This window comes from Marinoscillum sp., assembly GCF_040222955.1.
In the GTDB taxonomy this organism is placed as follows: domain Bacteria; phylum Bacteroidota; class Bacteroidia; order Cytophagales; family Cyclobacteriaceae; genus Marinoscillum.
On sequence record NZ_JAVKCA010000020.1, the window covers coordinates 240,574 to 260,146 of the forward strand.

22 protein-coding genes are annotated in these 19,573 nt (G+C 47.3%); 6 read left to right on the top strand and 16 right to left on the bottom strand.

All coding sequences use genetic code 11. The features are described 5' to 3' along the window. Window positions 1-27: 27 nt before the first annotated feature. Together RIH33_RS17560 and RIH33_RS17565 are read right to left on the bottom strand one after the other, a co-directional pair. Entirely contained in the window at window positions 28-1,752 is a 1,725-nt protein-coding gene (locus tag RIH33_RS17560) for an AIPR family protein (protein WP_406655194.1), read from the bottom strand. 189 nt (window positions 1,753-1,941) lie between these two features. Then, window positions 1,942-4,128, bottom strand: a complete 2,187-nt coding sequence (locus RIH33_RS17565; protein ID WP_406655195.1) for a B12-binding domain-containing radical SAM protein — start codon at window positions 4,126-4,128, stop codon at window positions 1,942-1,944. Window positions 4,129-4,269: 141 nt separating this feature from the next. On the opposite strand from RIH33_RS17565, the gene RIH33_RS17570 reads away from it, so the two are divergent. Further along, a complete protein-coding gene (locus RIH33_RS17570) occupies window positions 4,270-5,265 on the top strand; it encodes a hypothetical protein (protein ID WP_406655196.1) in 996 nt (331 codons plus the stop codon). 6 nt (window positions 5,266-5,271) lie between these two features. Here the strand turns inward: RIH33_RS17570 and RIH33_RS17575 are convergent, their stop codons facing one another. From RIH33_RS17575 to RIH33_RS17585, 3 genes are all read right to left on the bottom strand, one after another. Next, complete coding sequence (locus tag RIH33_RS17575; RefSeq protein ID WP_406655197.1) at window positions 5,272-6,135, bottom strand: protein-glutamine glutaminase family protein; 864 nt, start codon at window positions 6,133-6,135, stop codon at window positions 5,272-5,274. A gap of 109 nt (window positions 6,136-6,244) precedes the next feature. After that, on the bottom strand, window positions 6,245-6,700 hold the full coding sequence (locus RIH33_RS17580; RefSeq protein WP_406655198.1) for a GNAT family N-acetyltransferase: 456 nt from the start codon (window positions 6,698-6,700) through the stop codon (window positions 6,245-6,247). A gap of 157 nt (window positions 6,701-6,857) precedes the next feature. After that, entirely contained in the window at window positions 6,858-7,808 is a 951-nt protein-coding gene (locus tag RIH33_RS17585; protein WP_406655199.1) for a hypothetical protein, read from the bottom strand. A gap of 52 nt (window positions 7,809-7,860) precedes the next feature. Between RIH33_RS17585 and RIH33_RS17590 the strand changes: the two genes are divergently transcribed. Further along, entirely contained in the window at window positions 7,861-8,184 is a 324-nt protein-coding gene (locus RIH33_RS17590) for a DUF2614 family zinc ribbon-containing protein (RefSeq protein ID WP_406655200.1), read from the top strand. Here the strand turns inward: RIH33_RS17590 and RIH33_RS17595 are convergent, their stop codons facing one another. Both RIH33_RS17595 and RIH33_RS17600 read right to left on the bottom strand, forming a co-directional pair. Next, the gene (locus tag RIH33_RS17595) at window positions 8,185-10,620 is read right to left on the bottom strand and encodes an ABC transporter permease (protein ID WP_406655204.1); all 2,436 of its coding nucleotides are present in this window, start codon (window positions 10,618-10,620) and stop codon (window positions 8,185-8,187) included. A 6-nt stretch (window positions 10,621-10,626) separates the two neighbouring features. Beyond that, window positions 10,627-10,983 (bottom strand): DUF6249 domain-containing protein, encoded by a 357-nt coding sequence (locus tag RIH33_RS17600; protein WP_406655205.1) that lies wholly within the window; start codon window positions 10,981-10,983, stop codon window positions 10,627-10,629. A 140-nt stretch (window positions 10,984-11,123) separates the two neighbouring features. Between RIH33_RS17600 and RIH33_RS17605 the strand changes: the two genes are divergently transcribed. Both RIH33_RS17605 and RIH33_RS17610 read left to right on the top strand, forming a co-directional pair. Next, complete coding sequence (locus RIH33_RS17605) at window positions 11,124-11,675, top strand: RNA polymerase sigma factor (RefSeq protein WP_406655206.1); 552 nt, start codon at window positions 11,124-11,126, stop codon at window positions 11,673-11,675. Further along, on the top strand, window positions 11,672-11,998 hold the full coding sequence (locus tag RIH33_RS17610; protein ID WP_406655207.1) for a hypothetical protein: 327 nt from the start codon (window positions 11,672-11,674) through the stop codon (window positions 11,996-11,998). Before RIH33_RS17605 ends, RIH33_RS17610 begins: the two co-directional genes overlap by 4 nt. Here RIH33_RS17610 and RIH33_RS17615 read toward each other — a convergent pair. Both RIH33_RS17615 and RIH33_RS17620 read right to left on the bottom strand, forming a co-directional pair. Continuing rightward, window positions 11,995-12,525, bottom strand: a complete 531-nt coding sequence (locus tag RIH33_RS17615) for an inorganic diphosphatase (RefSeq protein WP_406655208.1) — start codon at window positions 12,523-12,525, stop codon at window positions 11,995-11,997. The genes RIH33_RS17610 and RIH33_RS17615 overlap by 4 nt on opposite strands. Window positions 12,526-12,570: 45 nt before the next feature. Then, window positions 12,571-13,344 carry a patatin-like phospholipase family protein gene (locus tag RIH33_RS17620; protein ID WP_406655209.1) on the bottom strand — a complete coding sequence of 258 codons (774 nt, stop codon included), beginning with the start codon at window positions 13,342-13,344 and terminating at the stop codon, window positions 12,571-12,573. A gap of 21 nt (window positions 13,345-13,365) precedes the next feature. Here RIH33_RS17620 and RIH33_RS17625 point away from each other — a divergent pair, with 21 nt between their 5' ends. After that, on the top strand, window positions 13,366-15,423 hold the full coding sequence (locus tag RIH33_RS17625; protein ID WP_406655210.1) for a penicillin acylase family protein: 2,058 nt from the start codon (window positions 13,366-13,368) through the stop codon (window positions 15,421-15,423). On the opposite strand, the gene trxA is transcribed toward RIH33_RS17625, so the two are convergent. The 6 genes from trxA to RIH33_RS17655 all read right to left on the bottom strand — a co-directional run bounded on the left by trxA (window position 15,424) and on the right by RIH33_RS17655 (window position 17,584). Next, a complete protein-coding gene (gene trxA / locus RIH33_RS17630; RefSeq protein WP_406655211.1) occupies window positions 15,424-15,720 on the bottom strand; it encodes a thioredoxin in 297 nt (98 codons plus the stop codon). A 42-nt stretch (window positions 15,721-15,762) separates the two neighbouring features. Beyond that, entirely contained in the window at window positions 15,763-16,110 is a 348-nt protein-coding gene (locus tag RIH33_RS17635) for a hypothetical protein (RefSeq protein ID WP_406655212.1), read from the bottom strand. Between the two features lie 69 nt (window positions 16,111-16,179). Continuing rightward, window positions 16,180-16,605, bottom strand: a complete 426-nt coding sequence (locus RIH33_RS17640; protein WP_406655213.1) for a VOC family protein — start codon at window positions 16,603-16,605, stop codon at window positions 16,180-16,182. An 87-nt stretch (window positions 16,606-16,692) separates the two neighbouring features. Beyond that, window positions 16,693-17,079 carry a gamma-glutamylcyclotransferase gene (locus RIH33_RS17645; protein ID WP_406655214.1) on the bottom strand — a complete coding sequence of 129 codons (387 nt, stop codon included), beginning with the start codon at window positions 17,077-17,079 and terminating at the stop codon, window positions 16,693-16,695. Beyond that, window positions 17,076-17,333: a hypothetical protein gene (locus RIH33_RS17650; RefSeq protein WP_406655215.1), complete on the bottom strand. Its 258-nt coding sequence runs from the start codon at window positions 17,331-17,333 to the stop codon at window positions 17,076-17,078. The genes RIH33_RS17645 and RIH33_RS17650 overlap by 4 nt, the downstream gene beginning before the upstream one ends. Next, complete coding sequence (locus RIH33_RS17655; protein ID WP_406655216.1) at window positions 17,330-17,584, bottom strand: hypothetical protein; 255 nt, start codon at window positions 17,582-17,584, stop codon at window positions 17,330-17,332. Before RIH33_RS17655 ends, RIH33_RS17650 begins: the two co-directional genes overlap by 4 nt. A 172-nt stretch (window positions 17,585-17,756) precedes the next feature. On the opposite strand from RIH33_RS17655, the gene RIH33_RS17660 reads away from it, so the two are divergent. Beyond that, entirely contained in the window at window positions 17,757-18,719 is a 963-nt protein-coding gene (locus tag RIH33_RS17660; protein WP_406655217.1) for an ROK family protein, read from the top strand. Between the two features lie 125 nt (window positions 18,720-18,844). Here RIH33_RS17660 and can read toward each other — a convergent pair whose 3' ends face one another. Next, complete coding sequence (gene can, locus RIH33_RS17665) at window positions 18,845-19,477, bottom strand: carbonate dehydratase (RefSeq protein ID WP_406655218.1); 633 nt, start codon at window positions 19,475-19,477, stop codon at window positions 18,845-18,847. Window positions 19,478-19,573 lie beyond the last annotated feature (96 nt).

The window sequence follows — 19,573 nt, forward strand, 5'->3', positions numbered from 1 at the left end:
AGGGTGGAGCTACGTCTGTTATGTGCCTTAATGAGGAAAAAGATCTAAAGTTTGTCCAGGAATGATTCTACCCTCGTCACTATAAATCATTTCCTTCATTGATCTAACATAGTTAGCGTTCTTGAAAACAGTAGGCGGAAATTTTCCTGGGTATAGCTGTTGAAAGCTTTTGAGAACTTTATCTTTTTTACTAGAGACCTTATCATCAATAGTTTTGAGTTCTTCATCATTAATTACCCGCTTTGGATTATTGATTAAATTTTTGTCAAGCTCCTGAAATACCAAGTGAGCTATGAGATAAATTCCGTGTACTAAAATAAGAGATTGAATATCATTATTTCCCCACATTGATTCTTTCAGTTGAGTTTCAATCCTTCTAAATATTAGAACTGATTTATAAAGTTTACTAGCAGTTAGATTCTCATTAAATATTAGTCTGTATGGAGCTCTTTTTGTATCATCCCAGAGTCGAGATATTTCACGTTTTGCATAAATAGACAGATCTGCGTCTGTGTATAAGCATGCAAGAGAAATTGTGGCCTCTTCTAAGTCTAAATTGTGTTTATCTTTTTTAGTTGGAGAATTATCCCTTTTGAAAACATAGTTAATGTTATCTAGCAACAGATCTGTTTTTAATCGATGTTGTTCTGGGTCTAGAGACACAAAATCTTTCTTCTCAATTTTATTCTGAGTGTTAGTCGCGACTGTAACCTTTCGATCAAAGTCTTCTGGACAATTTTCAAGTGAAATGATTCTTGTGAATACAAAAGCCTTTGAAACCTGATCTGGATTTTTCCTATAGGCTTCATAAATACTACCCACGGTTTGTGCTCCATTGACAATAGTAATGTCTTCGCAGTTGAAATGGCCAGAAGTTCTTTCATTACCTCCATAGGCCGATTTTTGTAGCCTTTTTGTGAGGATCGTTATTCCGTTATTTAGGTATACAAAACTTGAAGGGTCATTGACAAGTGATTTAACAATCTCAATGTTGATGTCACTTTCCCCCATAAATCCTCGAATGTTTTGCGAGAATAATCTCAGTTTGTGATTCTTATAAGTTTCTGCATAGAACATGCAGTTCACCTGACCATAGATTGATTTTACTGGGTCTTCATTTTTACCCCATTGTAGAATGTCTATCTCTGCGGTTATTGGGTTGCCTTCTACACCTAGGGTTAATGATCTGTGAGCATCTTTGAGATTAACTTCCTCGAAATAAATAACATCATCAGCATCATTCAGCTCCTCAAGATTTTTGTCAATAGTTTTTTGGCAGTCAGGTGAAATATTTGTTCCAGTATGCGCAAGTATTAATTTGACCTTTACCTCACTGTTAAGGAATGCTTCATTTAGTTCTTCTTTTTTTGAATGTACTTTTTCATTAAAGTCAGTAAAATCAAATATTAGAAGTTTCCTGATTCCTTCAAAAAATTTTAAGATTTCACCTTTTTCAGGGCCGCCTTTTGTTGAGTTTATCAACTTAGACTGAATTATATAGAAAAAATTGTTTCGCCTGTCCCAATAAATAGCATCTATTCCTTGATCATGAAAACCATCTGTTATACTTCCTTTCAAAGATTCGTAATCCAAGCCTGTGAATGACTTTAAGGTATAAAGGGCGTAAGCACGTGAAAGGATCATGTTATTCCTTTCTTTTTCTGGGAACTTGTCAAGATCAGATTTATCGACTAGTTCAATAACTCTACGTTCGAGTTCGCCAACGATATGGTTTAAATGGACAATACTCATGGAAATAAAGTTAGGAAATGATTAGTTAAGTTGGCTCACAACTAATCTGCTCTATGCAGATATGCCACACAACAACCAACAACCCCCCTGGCTGCCACCGGCTTGTACCAAATCTACCAATTTTTAACCCCTAAACAAACCATTATTGGCGATGGGGGTTATGCAGAAAGTCCTGACGTTATTTTTTGGTCACAGCACCAGCAGGCCGTGCTGGCGCAGCAGGTCGATGGGCTTGGCGTACCAGAACTGCTCAAAGTCTCCAAACTGCACCTCAAACCCGGCCTTGAGCTGCGTAAAAGTTCGGGTAGGGCAGTCCGGGGTGAGCTGTGCCAGTTCATCCAGGAGCCACTGCCCTTTTTCTTTTTCCAGGTTCACCTGAAAGGCCGCTGTTCGGGTCTGGATCGCCAGGTGCATCATTTCTTTGGTCTTCCCCTTTTTAGTTCGTGAGGAGTAGGATACCGCCGGGGTGCCCCCCAGCCAGAGGATTCGGGCGGTGGGCCGGACGAGGTACTCTGTGTCGGTCTCCAGGCAGTTTTCTATGAAATCCCTTCGGATGGTCGTCCTGGGTATTTTAACATCAAACCACTCCTGCAGGGGCAACTCAAACCCAATGCCGTGCATGTAGTTGTACAGGGATTTTTTCAGCCCAAAGCTAAACTGTCCATGATCGATGCCTGTACGGTCCTGAAACTGGATGTCGTTGTTGGCAAAGGAGATGGCGGGGTAGGTGGGCAGGATGCCATAGGCATCCGGGTTGAGCCCCACGGGACTGTGAGCCGTGAGGGCAAACTGATGCCAGAAGCCCGACTGCATCACACCGAGTTCGAAAAGCTGGCGCACCATCTCCAGGCTGTTGATGGTTTCCTGCACGGTTTGGGTGGGGTAGCCATACATCAGGTAGGCATGCACCATCATGCCCGCATCGGTGAAGTGGCTGGTCACCCGGGCCACCTGCTTCACCGTCACCCCTTTGTCTATGAGTTGCAGCAGCCGGTCGGAGGCCACTTCCAGTCCGCCCGATACCGCGATGCAGCCGGAAGCTTTCAGCAGCACACACAGGTCGCGGGTAAAGCTTTTCTCAAACCGGATGTTGGTCCACCAGGTCACACTCAGCTTTCTCCGGATGATCTCCAGGGCCAGCTCACGCATCAGCGCAGGGGGAGCGGCCTCATCCACAAAGTGAAACCCCTTTTCGCCAGTCTGAGCGATCAGTGTCTCCATGCGGTCTACTAGGGTTCGGGCGGCTATGGGCTCATAGAGCCGGATGTAGTCCAGAGAAATGTCACAAAAGGTGCATTTGCCCCAGTAGCATCCGTGGGCCATGGTGAGTTTGTTCCAGCGGCCATCACTCCACAGGCTGTGCATCGGATTGGCCATCTCTATCACGGAAATGTATTCGGTGAGTGGCAGGTCTGAATAGTCGGGCGTGCCCACCGCTGTTTGTTTATAGTCGGGCCGGGGCGAGGTGTTTTGATACACCACTTCCCCGTTTTCCAGAAGGAAAGTTCTTTTGAGCAAAACACTCCGCTCGGGGTGGAGGGTTTGCTCAGCGATCAGCTCTATGGGCAGCTCTCCATCGTCCAGTGTGATGTAGTCAAAAAAGGCAAAAACCCGTGGGTCAGAAATGCTCCTGAGCTCGGTATTGGGAAAGCCCCCGCCCATGGCCGTTTTGGTCTTGGGGTAGTGTGTTTTAATCCACTGAGCGCAGCGGAAAGCACTGTACAGGTTTCCCGGAAAGGGTACCGAAAAACAAATGAGTTTAGGAGCGTACTGTTGTAAACGCGCTTCTAAAATCCCCAAAGTGAGTTGATCTATATAAGTAGGAGCCTGCTGCAGGTGGGCATGGAGTTCATCAAATGAATTGGCACTGCGCCCCAGGCGCTCGGCATAGCGGCTGAATCCAAAGTTTTCATCCACACACTCCACGATGAAGTCCGAAAGGTCCTCCAGGTATAAGGTAGCCAGATGTTTGGCTTTGTCCTGAAAGCCCATGGAGCCAAAGGCCCAGTCGAGCTCTTCCGGCTGATCGAACCTGCCAGCCTGTGGGAGGTACTGCTCGGAGCAGATCTGCCGGGCGAAGGATGTGTTTTTTCCCTGAAGGAAAGCCATGGTCTCTGCGATCGTCTGCACATAGTCTTCCTGCAGGGAAAATATCCGGTGGGCGTTTTCAGACCAGTTGGTCTGGTCCTGTCCGGCTTCAGCGAACAGGCTCCGCAGCCCATCCGGGGAGAAAAGGGCCAGAATGACTTCCATCCCCAGGTCCATCTGGTAGGCTTCTAATCCTATGGTATTGAGGAAGCCCTTGAGGTACGGAGTAGCCGGATAGGGGGTGTTGAGTTGAGTGAATGGGGGAGTAATGAGGAGAATGTCTTTCAAGGCCGTAGGGATCGCTTACAAAACTACTGGAAAGAGTTGGATCGGTAAGAAATACCGCGGATTCTTCCATTATCAACCGATTGCTTATGACTGATCCGGATATTTTTTTAACTTCGGTGTGCCTAAAATAATGATTCGCCTATGACCAGATTAATGGGGTCTGTCTGTCTGCTGTATGCCCTTTCCTTAGCAGCCAACGCCCAATTCCTGAATACCGACCAGAAAGATGTCGGGAAGATTAAGAACTCCACGCTCCTGCTGGTGCTGGAGGAGCCCGATCCTAAAATCGTCTCAAAGCTTAGTAAGAAGTATCCCAAAGCGTTGGAAGATTACCAGGCGCAGATAGCGGGCCGCAATTTTGCCCTCAGGTATGCCCTTGAAAACCATTGGGACTTTAGTGATAAGGTAGAATTTCACCCTGAAGCCACAGCTTTTGACCTCATAGAGAAAAAACCCGATGAATATGTGCTGATCAGCTTTGGGCAGTACCTGGAGTATGAGCGGATAGGGTTGGTGAATGGCTCGGATGGCCATCCGGCAGGATGGAGCGTGGCACCCAATGGAGAATTGACCTACAACCCCACCACTAAATACACGGTGCTCTCCAAGGAGATCACCACACTGGAGATTTCGGATACCAAACCCCTGGTGAGTGTGTTTCTGCCTTCGGCTTATCCTTCCTTACCAGGAGCCGTTTACGGGGTGCAGCAGCTCCAATACCTCTTGCAGTACCTGGCCGCTGATGAGGAAAACAAAATGAGCAAATTTCCCAAACAAATAGAGGAGGATAACCCGGAGCTAAAGGATAGGGTTCTCCTCATTGATCAGAATGATGTGGACCCCAGGGTAGTTGCTGAAGAACTTGCGGAGGTATACCCGTATCCTGTGCAGTTGGTAGATCCGGCTGTGATCCGCGAGGCTATTTTGACCCGGGATGCCAGGTATGCCTACCTGCAGATTGTGAGTACACCGGGTGAACGTGGGAGCATAGACACGCATGTCATCGTGGACGCAGCTGATGGCAAGATCTATTACTACGTTACCCCGGGTCTGGGGGTAGGGAGCTATAGTGCCCTCATTTCAGATTACAGGACACGGATCAAAGAGCGCCACTTCAAAAGTTATGCCGTTGATTAAACCGGACTAGTTCAGGCACGCCTGGGTATGTGCCACCCGATCGTTCCAATGCGCGTAGCGTTTGTCGTAGTACCTGATTAAGCTTCGATAGGTTTGAGGTGATAATTCATCTGGCCTGGGCACTTCGGTTAGCCGGATGACATCATCAATGTTTTTCAGGAGCTCATGGAGATAAGTTGCTTCATGCGCTGGCAACTGATTTTTGATGCTAAAGATCTCTATGGCCAGGTCATTGATCGACAGTCCTTTTTGCACATAATCGTCGCCAGGTGCGAGGTTCCAAAAATTACCGGTGATGATGGAAGGCAGAAACGCCGGCCACTCGCCCGCAGGGGCAGATTCATCAGGCATCAGGTAGTTATTGAGCGAAAAAAACAGATAACTGTCCGCATCGGTAAGCAGGTAGATGGATCGGGGGCAGTTCATCAGCGCCAGCCATTCGTCTATGGTTAGCAGTGTATTGGCACTCAGCGACTGATCGATCACCAGGGTCTCTACTTCACCTTCTTGATTGTAGGCTGTGAGAAATGGAGCCACGTGGTAGCCCCAGGTAGTGTTTTCAGAGATGCCCAGCGGGTCGGTCATATTGAAGAGCTCATCCGAGGAGAGGGAGTACCTGGCTGGGGCAAAATTCCAGATTTTACCGGCCGTCACCTGATGTTTTTTCAGAAGCAGCGAGATGTAATGCGCCCGGTCTTCACAAGAGCCGTTGATGTAGCGGTATTCTATGTTCTCAGCAATCACCAGGTCCAGAAGTTCTTCCCTTTCGGCAAAGGAAATGGGTATCAGCTCAGGTGTAGGCGGTTTGGCACCGAGCAGGAGATTGTAGTCCTCAGTACTGATGAGGGGTGCATGAGAGGAATGGCTCATGCGAAGAATGGGAAAGGTGTGTAGCTGCTCGTCATTGTATCCGCGAAGTTAGGCTTTCCTTCGGTCGGATACATCTTTTATTTTTTAACCGATGGTGATGATTTGAATCTTATTCTTTCAGCCGCTTTTCAAAGCAGACACTATTGGCTACCCCGGCATACTGGCCGTAATTGGGAATGATCTGATAACCACTTTTCTCGTAAAGGGAGATGGCCTCAGGCTGTTTATAGCCGGTTTCCAGTACGCAGCGGTCATAGCCCAGTTCCGCGGCCCATTGCTCCAGTTCGGTGAGGAGCTGAAAAGCCACTCTTTTTCCGCGGTGTTGTGGCTTCACAAACATGCGCTTGATTTCCATGGTTTTCGGATCAAATGCTTTGATGGCTCCGCATCCACAGGGTTGATCATCCAGGTAAGCCACCACGGCATATTTGATCAGGTCTAATTTATTGAACTGACTGTAAAAGGCATGGTCCCGACCGTCTCTGACGGCCAGGTCTGCATCCAGCTGACTGACAAGCTCTGTGAAATCAGCGTGCTGAGCATTGGTGCGAAAAAGTGTGGTCATGGTTTTGGCGGGACTTGGCGGGTTTTAGGGTTCAAAAAATAAATTCAGTTCATTGTAAAGTGATCACATGCCAAATCTGAAACCGAAACTCGATGTGGCTTAAAGGGCAGTGAATATTTTTGGTTTTTAACATCGTATTGAGTGGACTCAGTCTGGTTTAATGACCCGCTTTGTTATGCGCAGGGTTGGTATCCACGCCCAGGTGTTTCAGGATCCAGGTCATCAGGTCCTGTTCGTCCACGATGGACATGGAATGCGGGTGTCGTTCGCCATTGCTACGCACGCCCTTACCCACGGTCATCATCAGCTCGGCCTGGGTGTTGCCCATGAGCATGAGCTGGTTGATCATTTCAGAGGCAGGCGCTATGTTCATATCATAGAAACTCCTTCTTCGGTTTTTTAGTTGCCACTGAATGTCTGCATCGTGGTAGAGCCTGACAGGGAATGATTTCAGCACTTCCGCTTCTCCACCTTGTTTTGCCCCTTTAGTGAAAGGGCTCAATTCCTGATAGCGACCGGGTACTTCGTTGGGTGTGCCTCCCAGCTCACGCTCCATGATCGACTTCACCACATAGGCCTCACTTACTCCCGCTTCTGAGTATTGCCTGACGAGCTCCCGCTCCATGTAGTGGTAAATTTCTTCCAGGTCTACAGGGGAGTCCACTGCAAAGACTGCTTTTGGTTTGATCGGGTAGCTTTCGGGGTATTTCAGACAGTATTGGGTGTATTTCAATGCGATGGTGCCACCTGCTGAGAAACCGCCCATTACCACCTGATTCGGCGCTATTTTGTAGTCATTCAGCGTAGCTATAATCGCCTCGTTCAATAGCTTCGCCACCTGCCCATCGGCATACATCTTACGCCCGCAGGGGACCACGATGGTAGCGATTCCATACAGATAAGCCAACTTTTCAAACTCGGTTTCCTGGAGGAGCTGATCAGCAGTCTGCGCAAAGCCCGGGATGAAGACAATCAGCCCTTTGGCGGTACCTGGGGGAGTGATGACGGTATACCCAAGGGTGCTGTTTTGAAGGTTGGAGTGCAGGGGAGATTGTGCCAACACGGCACACCAAAGGAGGGATAGCCCAATGGATAATCTAAATTTCATTATTAGTTAGCTTTTAACGGAGAATTTGATTCTTCGAAGTAACTTGAAACCGATGGGAATTGAAAATATTTGGGTGATTGGTTTAATGATCGTGGTGATCCCGCTGTTTTTCTGGATGCGGGTATCTGCAATCAATAAGCGCAAGAAGGGTGTGACGGTGCGGTGCCCGCACTGCGAGAAGGATCAGCGGCTGGAGAAGCTGCGCAATTATGTATGTGAAAAGTGTGAGATCCCGGTGACTTTTTTTGATGAGCACGGGGATCCTCTGCCGGATGTGGCCTATTATGAGTGTATGGCCTGCCAGGAGAAAAACTTTATGGGGATACTCACCTGTACAGCCTGTGGCATGGCCAATAAGGCAGGTATCCCCAAATAATCATTCTGACCTCAATGCATTGACCGGATTTTCGGAGGTGTTTCTCCATACCTGAGTCAGGATAGTAGCCCCTGAGAGCAGCACGACGATGAGTATCGCAGGCCCCACGTTGAAAATGCTAATGGGAGAGTGTACAGCCATTTCGTTGATCCAGAGCCCGTTGGCAAACACCGCTACAGGCACCATGACCAGCGCTGTAGCAGCCAGCATGATCATGAATCCTCCCGTCATTGACAGGGTAATCTGCCCGAAACTGGCACCCAATACCTTTCGGATTCCGATCTCCTTAGTTCGCGTTTTCAGGTGAAAGCTTACCATGCCCAGAAACCCCAATGCCGTAATGGCGATGGCAATGAGTGAGATAAACGTAAGGATGCCGCCCAGGTCATAAAAGAACTGATAGAAAAGGTCCGTTTCTTCATTGAGGAATCCACCCTGAAAGGTTCTGGCCTCATCGTACTCATTCCACTTTTGCTCCATCTGCTTGCCAAAGGCCCCCGGATCATTTACGCCGATTTTGAAGTAAGCATACTGATAATCCTCAGGTTTGATGCGCAGGGCCAGCGGTTCGATAGACTTCATCAGGGGTTCCCAGTGATAGTCTTTGACCACTCCAATGATTTTCACCCTGGAGTCATCTTCTACGTAGATCAGGGCACCGACCGCCTCAGCGGCAGACTCAAAGCCGAGACGCCTGGTGGCCAGCTCATTCACCACGATAAACTTTTCTTGCTGGTGATTAGCCGTTTGGGGAAAATCCGTTCCGGCGATCAGCTCAAGGCCCATGACACTCACATACCGCTCTTCTACAGAAAAATGATAAATGGTCATGTACTCATCCGCTTCGTTTAGTTTCATATTCCCGCCATATGACCTTCCTACAGCGGGGTGGTGCGAGGTGAAGGTGACGTCTTCTATACCTGGGGTCCTGGCAAATTCGGTCTCTATGACTTTCGGGTCATGTCCCTGTAGGCGTACAAAGTAGATGTGCTCATCGTCGAATCCAAAGCTGCTCCTGGTCAGGTAATTGGCCTGATCCCTGATCAGGAATATGCTCACCAGCATGACAATTGAGAGCCCAAACTGGATACTCAGGAGGATTTTTTTACCGGATATTTTGGAAAGAAGCCCGCCCTTGTGGGTATTGGAAAAGGCGCCATTCCCTTTCAATGACCGGATGGTATCTAATCTTGATACAAAATACGACGGACCCACTCCTGAAATGAGCCCAAGGAGGAGACTGAACAGAAGAAAGAAACCATAAGCAAACACAGTGTCTTCCAGGGTGATGCCTACCTGATTGAAAATCCAGAGGGAGTTGAACTGATCAATCAGGAACCAGTAAATACCGATGGCTACCAACAGTGAGAGGGTGGAGATGAGTACCGATTCCACCAGGAATTGTGTGATGATCTGTGATTTAGAGGCGCCATTGGCCTTACGAATGCCTACTTCCCGGGTTCGTGTCAGCGATTTGGCAATGGACAGGTTGGCGTAGTTAATACTGGCAGTGATAATGACCACCAGCCCGAGGAGTGCGAAGAACAGCAGCACGATTTTAGGCAGGGTGAAGGAGATTTCGTTGCTGAGCAGCTTTCCAGGTACGACCTCAGTGAGCCCCTGAAGCTCAAACTCATAGCCGGGATGATCCTCCTTAAGTTTCATTTGTTCGGATGCGATCTGGTTGATCAGTGCCTCGGCTTCCACCCTGGAAGCTTTATCATTGAGCACTATGTAGTTGTAATTCATCCAGGTGGTTTCCCAATCCTTGTACTCATTGGTCATGTGGTTCTCTTTGGCCAGCAAGGGGATGGTGGAGAAGCTCGCCAGCAGGTTGAACCTGATGTGGCTTTTGGGTAAGTCCTCTGTCAGTATGCCAGTCACCCGGTATCGGCCCATGCCTTCCATGATCACCTCTTCACCCAGGGCATTTTTCTGTGGAAAAAGGAGGTTGGCCATTTTGGAGGTGAGTACCATAGAGTAAGGCTCATTCAGGGCCGTTAGCGGATCACCTTCTTTGAGCTCAAACCCAAACACCTTAAAGAAGTTATGATCAGCAAACAAGGAGCGTCCTTCAAATTCCGATTCCGGGTTGATCACTTTGTGCTCCGAGCGTATTTCGCCATGCAGGCCATGGTTAAGATTGGTGTAAGTATCAGCAATGGTATACCCATTGCTCAGTGCCTCTCCGATAGGCAGTGGTGAGGTTGCGTAGCCATTGGAGAAAATACCTCGCGCTCCTTTGTGATAAGTAAGTACCCTGAAGGTGCGGTCACCATATGGGTGGACTGTGTCATAGGAGTAATGATCATAGACGAGCAGGATCAATAGCAGACAAACGGACATGCTGAGCGAAAGGCCCACCACGTTGATAGCAGTGAAGGCCTTGTGTTTTTTGATGTTTCGCCAGCTGACGATGAAATAGTTTCTCCACATGGCAGATTAGTTTTCGTCCCGGTTCATTTTCTGCACCAGCCCAAAGTAGATCAGGAAGCCCAGACTGAGGCTGGTAGCCAAAACACCATAAGGGAGGGTGGAGGAGGCATCATAAGGAATCGCCTCGATGATCATAAGGCCTAAGCCGCCAAAGAGAATGATCAGGCCCCACTTGAGGGCTGCATATTTGTTCTCGGCCTGTTTTCTGAGGAGCTCGCCGGCATCATTGCCCACCAGACCTTTTTCTACCATTTTTTTCCTGAGAAAGTACTCAGTGAGGGTTTTGATGATAAGCACTATCCCTACTGAAAGTGTGCCGAGTATCGCGATGGGCATAAGCACTGATTCTAAATGATGATCCATGATTTTAGTTTTTAAGATTTGGAAGGTTAGACACCAGGGGGTGAGGTAAATGTTGCAGGGTAGGGAGAATTTTTTCAAAAAGAAATAAATTATGGATGGCTGCAACATCCACGCGGGTGGTGGTGTCTAATGGTTTCTGAATGGAGGATAAAGTACTGGTGTTAGAGGTCCTGAAGGGGGACCAATGGGCTTTCAGGCAGCTGATCGATAAGTATCAGCGGCTGGTAGTGCATATGGTGGCCAGGCTCGTAGATGATGATCGGGACAGGGAGGAGCTCTGTCAGGATGTGTTTGTAAAGGTTTACGAAAGCCTTGACACCTTTAAATTTGATGCTAAACTTTCCACCTGGATAGCGACCATTTCCTACCGCATGGCGGTGAATCACCTGAGGAAACGCAACAGGAAAATTGAGGAGCAGGATTTGGAGGCGGTTCATTTCAGTATTGGGCAGGAGGATCATTCGGTTGAAAGGACTGACTATGCTACCTTTATTCATTCATTGATTGCTCAGATGCCTGTGAACTACCGGACAGTGCTGACGCTTTATTATCTGGAGGGGTTTAGCTATCCTGAAATAGTGAAAGTGACGGAAATGCCCGAGGGCACGGTGAAAAATTACCTGTTCAGGGCTAAGCAGAAGCTAAGAGCACTATCGGAGCCTTATGTTGGGAAAGAAATACATGACTTATGAGACAAGATGAAATAGATCAGAAACTTGAAGAGGCCTTGAAAAGGCCCGTTGAGGTTTCCATGTCCGCAGAATTCTCTGATCGTGTGTTGGCCAAAATTGGGAAAAGGGAGGTGCTGATGGATAGGAGTGTGAAGTGGGTGTACGGACTGGCCATGTTCGGCTTCCTGGTTTCTGCATCGGTGTGCCTGCTCATTTTTGCGGACAGAGATACACTGGTATACCTGCCACAGATCGGTGTATGGGGGTTGCTGATCGGGGTGATGGTGATGGCCATTCAATGGCTCGATCACAAGCTTGTGAGGAAGAAAGCTCAGCTGATTTAGCCGAATTTTTTGGTGTAGTCCTCCACAGCCTTTTTAACGATTTCTACAGCCGTATCACGGTCCTGAAAGTCTTCGATGACAACTGTCTTCTTTTCCAGCTTCTTGTAGTCTTCAAAGAAGTTTCTGAGCTCTTTCACAAAGTGGGGTGGCAGGTCACCAATGTCATTCATATGGTTGACACTCATGTCTCCCTGAGCCACTGCGATGATTTTATCATCCTTCTCACCCTGATCCAGCATCTGCATTACCCCAATCACCTTGGCTGGCACAATACATAGCGGGTCTATCACGATCTGTGAGAGCACCAGGATATCCAATGGGTCACCATCGTCGCAGTAAGTACGCGGAATAAAACCATAATTGGCCGGATAGTACATGGAGGAGTAAATCACCCGATCCAGAATAAGGAGACCTGAGTCCTTGTCCAGTTCATACTTGGCCCGGCTGCCTTGCGGGATTTCGATGATTCCATTTACCACCTCAGGAGATTCCTTTCCTATTCGTACGTTATGCCATGGGTTCATCATGATGCTTGTTTTGTTAATTTGTGGCCACAAAATAGTCAGGTGCTCTCAGTCTTCCAAAGGGTTCTCTTCTAATTCTTTTTTAGTAGCCTCATAGCCGATTTGATAAACCTCATCCGCTGCACTGCTATCCAGTATGCTGTACTTAAAAAGTTTTTGCGGTTCTATCAGTAGGTCGCATTCTCTCAGGCTGTTATGGGCCGTGGCGTTCACACTTAGTTGAAATACACGTGCAGCAATCGCTGATAGTGATTTCAATTCTTCAATCTCATTCACCGGACTGATGTTGATGCCAATGATTTTCTCGCATTTATTGAGAATGGGTTTCACAGGGAAGTTGTCAAAAGTGCCCCCGTCGATGTACTGATAACCATTCATTTTGATCGGGCTGAAGAGTATGGGGATACAGGCCGAAGCAGCTACGACCTTACACAGGTTTCCTTTACTGAAGTACTCTACCTTTCCGGTGTTCAGGTTGGTAGCTGCAAAAAAAGCAGGCTTGGAGAGGTCACTCACATCTTCGCAAGGGATGTTGTCTTTGATTTCCCGAACCAGGCCATCCAGCGAAAGCAGTCCATTGATGGGGAATCCAAACTTGGAGTACTCCAGTACCCCTTTTTCTTTGAGCAGCTCAAAAATATCCTCAGGCGCCATTCCGTGGGCATAAAAGGCTCCGGCAATGGCTCCGGCACTTACACCTGAGATCACATCAGGGTAGATTTTGGCTTCATGAAGCGCCTGCAGTGCGCCCAAATGCGCAAAGCCCCGGGCACCGCCACCGCTCAGCACCAATCCTATGTTATATTTTTTATCTTGTGGCATTGTTAGTTTCCTGAATGCAATATGAAAATCTTTAGCTCAATTATTGGTGTCCTATGGGTCTTTTTTGCCAGCGGACAGGTACAGCCACAGGAGGTGGAAATCATACGGGACACCTATGGCGTACCACACATCTATGCACCTACGGACCCGGGGGTGGCCTATGGGCTGGCATGGGCACATGCTGAAGATGATTTTCAGACCATCCAGCTAACTATGCTGGCCGGAAAACAGATGCTCGGTCTGCACCTCGGGAAGGACGGAGCAGCGGCTGATTATGTAGTGGCCCTGTTGGGATGCAGGCAAGTAGTAGAGACCCAATGGGAGACTTTGTCGCCGGCTTATGTGGCCCTGATTACAGCCTATACCGAGGGGCTCAATGCCTTTGCTGCCAGGTATCCTGAGCGGGTTCTCGTAGAAGGCTCTTTTCCCCTTACAGTAAAGGAGGTCCTCTCTGCATATGTGCTCTCTCTGGCAGTGATCTCTGGAGCCGACCAGGTGATCGGAAATCTCGTCAAAGGGACGGTAGCCGGGGCTCCGGATTTGACCGGAAAAGGTTCGAACGCTTTTGCTTTTGCCAGAAAGAAAACAGCTGATGATTATGTCTACCTCAACATCAATTCGCACCAACCGCTGGAAGGACCCACGAGCTGGTATGAAGCCCACCTGGTAAGCGATGAGGGCTGGAATGCTCTGGGCGGGTTATTTCCGGGCGGGGCCACGATTTTTCATGGCACCAACGAAAATTTGGGATGGGCGCATACCGTCAACTATCCTGACAAGATCGATGTGTTTCAGTTGGAGATGAATCCGGAAAATGCATTAAAGTATAGATTTGATAATGAGTGGAAAACCCTTGATTCAGAAGAAATTAAATTATCAATCAAAATAATATTTGGTCTTAAAATCAACGTTAAAAAGGAGATTTTCAGGAGTGTTTATGGTCCTGTGGTGAAAAATGAAAAAGGCTATTTTGCCTTTAACCTGGGAGCCCTCCATGACCTGCGGGCACCGGAGCAATGGTACCGAATGAACAAAGCCACGGACTGGAAATCGTTTAAATCAGCGTTGGAGATGGTGGCTATCCCGGGGTTCAATATCGTGTATGCTGACCGGGAGGATAACATCTTTTACCTTGGAAATGCCAAAATTCCCAGACGTGATCCTCAATACGATTGGACCAAAACTTTACCTGGTAATACCAGTAAAACATTGACGGATCAGTTTCATCCTTTGGAAGATTTACCCCAGGTTCTGAACCCTGAATCGGGCTATGTTTTTAACACCAACAACTCGGCCTTTAGCTGTACCGCACCCGCAGATAATCCGAACCCTGAGGACTATGATTCCACCATGGGGTATCGCGAATTTGAGAACAACAGGAGCACCCGTTTCATGGAGTTAATGGAGCAATATGACGTACTCACCTGGGAGGATTTTTTGGCTGTGAAGTACGACGATACGCTGCCACAGCAGCTGGCATATCCGGCGGACCTGAGTGAGGTGTTTCGTTTGGATAGCATGAAGCACCGGAAGTATGCTCAGTTGATAAAGATCCTTCATGAGTGGGATCGCTCCGCTCATTTCAATAACCTTGGAGCAGCGCAGTTTATGATTCTTTATCGGCACCTGGTGGACAAGTACCGGTCGAAGTACACGGGGGTTCCATATCCGCTTACGGAGGCAGAGGCCTGGGAGGCGGTGGCCTACACCCATGCTTATCTGAAGAAATACTTCAAGAGGATCGACATCCGCCTTGGTGATTATCAACTGCTGGTGAGGGGGCCGTATGAAATGCCGGTAAATGGCATCCTGGATGTGATCACAGCCATGGATGCCAAACCCTACAAGGATGGGCGAGTCCGTGCATCGCAGGGGGAGTCACTGATCATGCTGGTGCGCTACCCTGAAGATGGATTGCCCATAGTAGAAACCATTAATGTATATGGCGCCAGCAACCAACGCGATAGTCCACACTATGCCGATCAGATGCTGAAGTTCATTAAGCAACAGCGAAAGCCCATGACGCTGGATATAGAGGAGGTGAGGAGAACTGCAAAGTCTGTCTATCACCCACAGTAATCAGGCGATTTTTCTTACCGCCTGCTGTATCTCAGCCACCTGGGCTACACCTGTTTTGCGCCAGAGGATTTTTCCATTCTTGAAAAGGATGAGCGTGGGTATACTCCTGATCCCGTACTTGTGAGCAGCTTTGTTGTTTTTGTCTACATCTACTTTAATAATGTTGACAGCACTACCCATGTTGGATTTGACCTCATTCAGGATGGGTGGCATTAGTTTGCACGGGCCACACCAGTCAGCGTAAAAGTCTACCAGGGTGGGGGTGTTTCGGTTGATTAACTCGTGGAAATTTGACATATCAGCACATAACAGACAATCGAGAGATTTGGTTGCCGGCTTTTATAAAATTTCCCAATAAAGTATGTAGGATGCGGTGCTGCCTTCTTCTTTGAGGGCCATGCTGGTACTGAAACTTCCCTCAGTATCTGATCCTATTTTCATGGTGAAGGTGCCTAGAAAGTCATTGGCGCTGAGAAAATCAAAGTCCCACAACTCCACTACCATGGGCTCTTCCTGGTTTTCAATCTCCAAAGTCACATTAACCTCAAAAGTTTCAGACGTATCTATTCCCTTATAGAGCCCGGATTCTGGCCAGATTTTTTCACCTTTATACTTGAGGAATACTTCGTCCTCGTCTATTTCATCATTGACGATGCATTGGAGTTTGGTGAGTAGAATCTTTGTCATGACTATCTTAAGAACGGTTCTACCCATCAAAATAGTCATATTTCATGATTTTTTATCAAAAGTCCATGATTACTTGGTGGTTTTGCCTTCAAGAATCTCTGTGAAAACATGATCCACCGGCTCCCACAGTTCCAGTTTGTTGCCATCCAGGTCCATGATGTGTACGAATTTTCCATATTCAAACTCCTCTACCTCATCGCAAATGGTGACTCCTGCAGCCTTGAGTTTGACAAGTAGTCCCTTCAGGTTCTGCACGCGGTAGTTGATCATAAACTCCTTGGGAGACGGCTGGAAATAGGTGGTGTCATCGGTGAAAGGGCTCCATTGGAGGTAATTGATTTCCTCTGGATTGTTAGTGTTTCTGAATTCGAAGGACGAACCGTATTGGTCGGTCACCAGGCCGAGGTTTTGTCGGTACCAGTCTTTGGTAGCGTTTGGGTCGGTGGTTTTGAAGAATATACCACCTATACCAGTTACTTTGGGCTCTTTTTCCATGTTAGTCTTTGTTTTGGATGAGGCCCAAAGAAGGATAAAATATTACTGGCTTTCAAATGTGACCTGACAAATCACCCAAAAGTATGACTAGAATTCACCTGCTTTGATTTCGGTTGCGGGATTAACTGCCTTGAGGTATTCATATACCCAGCAGTCAAGAGGTCCGGAGGGGGTTTCTATGGTACGCATGCGGCGCTCATAGTCAGGATCCAGGAGCACCAAAGGCAAGGCGTTTTCATAGCGATCGAGTACGTGCAGCATTTCCTCAGCATTCTCCAGTTTAAAAATTTCACCTTTGACCTTCTGGCCACATTCCGGGTCATATACTACCCCTGGGTACACGTTGACTCGAAACATCCTGCCTGGATAGAGCCCATTGGAGATTAATTCTGCCTTTATTTCCGGTGTTTCTGTTTTTCTGTTTCCGTGAAAACGGGTCTTGAGAAATCCGTATGCAAATAGGTATGTGGTCATTTACGTTGTTGACATTCTTCTAACATCTTTCGTGTCTGTTCTTCTGTTTCTTTTGCCCGTGAGGCTTCCATCCTGGCCAACTCTGCTTGTTTCAGGGCTTGCTCACTCGCTTCCCTGGCCAGGACGGCATTCTGCTCTGCGCTATCTCTTGCGCTGAGCAACTCTGCTTCCAAACTATTGGTTTTCACACGGCTGAGTACTGCCAATGCCACAATAATGAGGATGTAGACAATGTGAATACCGTATTTTTTCATTTTTTTCCTTTACACGCTTCCAGTTCATCTTTAAGCACCTGAGCGCTATAGAGCGCCCTGGTTTTTTCGGCTGCCAAGGACTCTGAAATTTCCGCTTGTTTTACCGCGTCGGCCTGGGACATTTCTGCCTGTGACATAGCCTTTTCGGCCATCTCCATCGATTTTTGAGCAACCCCGGCTTTGAAGTATGCATGGATCACAAAGAAGGCAATGATGACGATATAGATACCGTGCATTAAGGTTTTTTTCATGGCTAAGTGAATTTTTATATACCAATAATACAAAAAAATGAGATATACTGCTTGGTCTTCGCTTATTATTAATCCCTATCCGCTTCAATTTTTGGCAAATCCTTTTACCTGATCTGTATATATTTGGAGCTTATCAGGATTTAAAAAATTTTATAACACACATTTTCGGATAATGTTGAAGAAAGTAGCGATTGGAGTGGATATAGGGGGTACACTCACCAAACTGGGTATTGTAGACAGAGAGGGTAATCTGTATGCGCACATGGATTTTTCTACCACCATGCACAAGGGCTTTGGTGACTACCTGGATGAGTTGAAGAAGCAAATTGAAGGATTACGGAGCCAGATAGATTTTGAGCATGAGGTGATGGGAATAGGAGTGGGCGCTCCCAATGCCAACTATTATCGTGGGACCATAGAGCATGCGGCCAATCTGCTATGGAAGGGGATAGTACCCTTCACTGAAGAACTAAAGAACAGGTATGACCTGCCTATCTACATTACGAATGATGCCAATGCTGCGGCCATTGGTGAAATGATCTATGGTAATGCTGCGAACATGAAAGATTTCATGGTGATCACACTAGGCACGGGCCTCGGGAGTGGGATCGTGAGCAATGGTCAACTTATTTATGGATTTGATTCGCAGGCTGGTGAGCTTGGGCATGTCAAGATAGTAGACAATGGGCGCCTTACAGGATTGGGGATTCGTGGTGGACTGGAAGCTTATGTGTCCAGCACCGGAATCAAACGAACAGTCTTCTACCTGCTGTCAGATATGATGGATGATAGTGTATTGCGGGATTATTCATATAACGACCTGCATGGTGAAATCATCACTAAGGCGGCAGAGGATGGAGACCCCATAGCCCTGGCAGCTTTTGAAATGACCGGTAGAATACTGGGAGAGCAATTGGCTAATTTCACCGCCTTTTCTCATCCGGAAGCCTTTTTCCTTCTGGGCGGGCTGGCTAAGGCAGGGAAATGGATCTTTGATCCTACCCGAAAGCACCTGGAAGAAAACCTGTTGCCTTTTTACAAAGGGAAGGTAAAGCTACTTCCATCAGGCATGATGAATAAGAATGCGGCGGTCCTTGGAGCTGCGGCTTTGGTATGGAATCACCTCCAGGAGTAATTCATAACGAATCAGCAGTCCTTTATAACTAAAAAGCGCGGGGCAACGATGAATAATCGTTGCCCCGCGCTTTTTTTGATCATCTGCGCGAGATGGCTATGGTTCCCGATGAGTGGGACCCTTACTTAATCATATCTGAATACTTTGTCGAGGGTTTCCTGACTGTTGATCGTGACATTCAGGTCTCTGAGCAGACCATCCTTAAGACTATAGACCCAACCATGGATGTAAGGAAATTCCCCGGTTTTCCACTTTTCCTGGATGAATGAAACCTTCGAAAGATCATGGACCTGCTCCTGTACATTCACTTCCACAAATCGATCAAAGCGCTTGTGGGTGTCTTCAATGGCATCAAGTTCCTTTTGGTGCAGTCTGTATACATCTTTGATGTGCAGGAGCCAGTTGTTGAGGTAGCCAAAGTCTTCATTGCTCATGGCAGCTTTCACACCACCACATCCATAGTGACCACATACAATGATATGTTTTACTTTGAGGACCTCCACTGCGTAATTGACCACACTGAGCAGGTTGGAATCTGTATGCACCACTACATTGGCAATGTTTCTGTGTACAAAAATAGAACCCGGGAGGGTGTTGGTGATTTCTGTAGCCGGAACCCGGCTGTCTGAGCAACCGATCCAAAGAAATTGTGGGTTTTGTGCTTCCGCCAGGCTATCAAAAAAATCCGGGTTCAGCTTCAGGGTGTTCCTTACCCAATTTTGATTGCCTTCTAGTAGTTCTTTGTACAACTCTGACATCTTTCTTTTGAATTTTAGGTTTTTACCAAACTATGTATATCTCGAAAATAATGGATTTATTACATTTAAAGCAAACTTCCGATTTGGTTAAATTGT